The organism is Nostoc sp. 'Peltigera membranacea cyanobiont' 232, from assembly GCF_002245985.1.
In the GTDB taxonomy this organism is placed as follows: domain Bacteria; phylum Cyanobacteriota; class Cyanobacteriia; order Cyanobacteriales; family Nostocaceae; genus Nostoc.
This window is the reverse complement of sequence record NZ_NOLK01000340.1, coordinates 1-2580: the sequence shown is the minus strand read 5'-3', so window position 1 is coordinate 2580 and position 2580 is coordinate 1. Positions and strand designations below refer to the sequence as shown.

The following is a 2580-nucleotide window of genomic DNA, read 5'->3' as shown; positions in this document are numbered from 1 at the left end:
CGGTATTTCATTCACTCTCAACCGTTTTATTGGCCCTGGTCGTTTGGGGTTACAGTCTATGACTTACCACCCACCAGCACCAGAGGGCGCTACTCAAATCGGTGGCAGCAGTAATTTGAGTTAAAGTGGCAGATGGAGTTTAGACTAAATGGCAGGCTGGCAGGCTGTCAAAGAAAAAATAGAGGGTGTGCTTGAACACCTGGGGGATTGATTGCGATCGCATACACTCATCTAGTCTGAAATTTTAATTTCACACCACTTTTCCCCAAAAACTCACACAAGGGCAAAAAAGTTACTTATTGCCAGGAATCAGTAATTGGGGTTGTATTAGTGGCATTATTCAATCCAGGTAATCCATAGCTTGCTTCAATCGTGCGTAACACATTGTAGTGATTGATATTCTCACTATATTGTCCCGTTCTAACGTGAGCGCCATAAAAGATAGTTACAATCCGATTGCTGGTTGTGCCATTATCTTCATCAAAGGTAACTATCAGCAAGCTGTTGTGAGTTTTAGCCCACTGTGCATAGGCATCCAGATTATTTTCCAGCCAGGTATCACCTTGTTGAATCGTGCCATTGTGCATATCATCTAGTTGGTTAGGAACAACAACGGAGACAGTAGGCAGATTGGCAAAATTAGCAGGCGAAGGAAAACTTGTAAACGGTTGATTTACAGAACTAGCAACATTAGTGAAATCAACCCAAGGGTTGTGTTTACGATAGTAACCATTAGACCCACCGGAGTTACAACCTGTATAACCAACACTGGGCAGACTCTCCGAATAACCTGTAAAAGTCTTGCCAATGCCCAATAACTGGGTAGTCAGACTAGCTCCGCTAAATGTTAATGGACAATTATCGTTTGTCACACCTTGTGTAGAGCCACTAAACAAGGCTAAGTAGTTGGGTTGGCTTGGGTGTGTCACACCGTGGGAATTTGTAAAGAGAGCGCCTTGCGTTGCTAGTGAATTGATATATGGAGCGCTACTCGAACTGATAATTTGTGAATACCCGTGGTTTTCTTCAATGACGACGACGATGTGATCGAAAGTTGGCACTGTGGCTGCTAACGCTGCTTGGCTGCTTATAGCGACGCTCGTTAATACTGCTAATCCATTACTAATTCCGGCAATCAATTGCCAAGGATATCTAATTATTCTCAACATATATGTGTGCTCATTTTCTCAACAGACAATTAGCCCCTTTTTAAGTAAAAAGCTAATCAGTTACATTACCCGTTTTGAATTGTTATTAATCTCAGTTTTCTTTCGGAAACAGAGTAACCACTTTAAACTACATTGTTAAATTTAAGATGAAATTAAATTAGCATTAATTCTGAGATTTAATTTATCTAGCTGAAAAGGAAATATTTTAGATCAAATTCTCTTATTCTAGTTTCTCTTATGCTGTTTTCTCCATTCCCAAGGGGGATACTTGACGAATTTTCCCATACTCCTACCCCGAATTTCTCACCACATCTCTCAAAGCCTGTGCTTGTGCAGGGAACTATGGAAAAAATTAAGTCAGTTAGGTGGGATAGAATTATTGAGAAACATGAAGTTCCAGAAAATTTGGAATAGGTTTTAAGATATGAAGAACATGCACACTTATGGGAAAAACCTATTCATAAATTGTAGAAACGCTTTAATTACCTGTAATTGAGTTGTATTGAGAAACTCCAAGTGAGGATGATAATAACCCTCTCTATTTTTTATGGCATAGATTGTGTAATCTAAAGTATTGGAGTTAGAAGTTTTGTAGTGTTTTAAGCACCAAATTATGTAAGCGGGAATGTAGTAGCGAAATCCTTTTGCATCAAAAAAAGGAAAGACATCAGAGAAATATTCAATCCATTCATCTGGTATATCCTGCCATTGGCTTTCATTATCTAATTTTCTGGCTTTCTGAGCATCTGCATAGTCATCTAGCGCTCTGGCTTCATGTAATGTAATTCCGTCTGACCGCTTGACACCATCAAAAGCAGCGGTAATTTGTTCAATTAAGGCTAGCCTAGTATTTTCCTCTAAAGTATCAAGAGTTTGCCAATTGCTATCTCGCACATCCAAAACTGTTGTCGAACGAACAATATCTAGCCATTCCTGCTCACAAGCTCCAAAGGCAATATAATTTCTTTGTGCTTGGCGAAGAGATACCTGATTAGATCCCACCCAGCTAAATCCATAGGAATCTATTGTCTCGCGATCATCTGACCAAAAACAAATAGGACAAATAAGATATGTTCCAGGTGGCTTGGCGTTCAGAGTTTTGTAACCACAACAGGGACAAGGATAGAGTTCTTCAGTATCCATATTTTGATTCAAATCACTTCAATAGCTTCAGAAAAGAGTTTCCTTTGATACCCAAAATACTCCTCCGTAAACTCAGCCGAACAAATACATAAGTAGAAACAACTTCAGGATGTACCGTTTCGGAAAAAGGTACTTTAAGAACAATACCTTAGCCAAAATAAGAGCATAAAGAGGTAGGGCGCTTTGTAGTAGAGTTATTGTCTCTCACAACGACAACTCAAAAACTACAAGCCACCCATGCAAGACATCCTATCACTGTTACAATGCC

2 protein-coding genes are annotated in these 2580 nt (G+C 39.5%); both read right to left on the bottom strand.

Annotated elements, in window-relative coordinates; translation table 11 throughout:
• Positions 1-296: 296 nt before the first annotated feature.
• Positions 297-1169 carry an alkaline phosphatase family protein gene (locus CDG79_RS40080; RefSeq protein ID WP_094346990.1) on the bottom strand — a complete coding sequence of 291 codons (873 nt, stop codon included), beginning with the start codon at positions 1167-1169 and terminating at the stop codon, positions 297-299.
• Positions 1170-1610: 441 nt separating this feature from the next.
• Positions 1611-2312: a DUF6714 family protein gene (locus CDG79_RS40075; protein WP_094346989.1), complete on the bottom strand. Its 702-nt coding sequence runs from the start codon at positions 2310-2312 to the stop codon at positions 1611-1613.
• Positions 2313-2580 lie beyond the last annotated feature (268 nt).

Excerpts from the sequence above, each read along its gene's own strand:
- CDG79_RS40080 (WP_094346990.1), bottom strand. The coding sequence starts at position 1,169 with ATGTTGAGAATAATTAGATATCCTTGGCAATTGATTGCCGGAATTAGT.
- CDG79_RS40075 (WP_094346989.1), bottom strand. The coding sequence starts at position 2,312 with ATGGATACTGAAGAACTCTATCCTTGTCCCTGTTGTGGTTACAAAACT.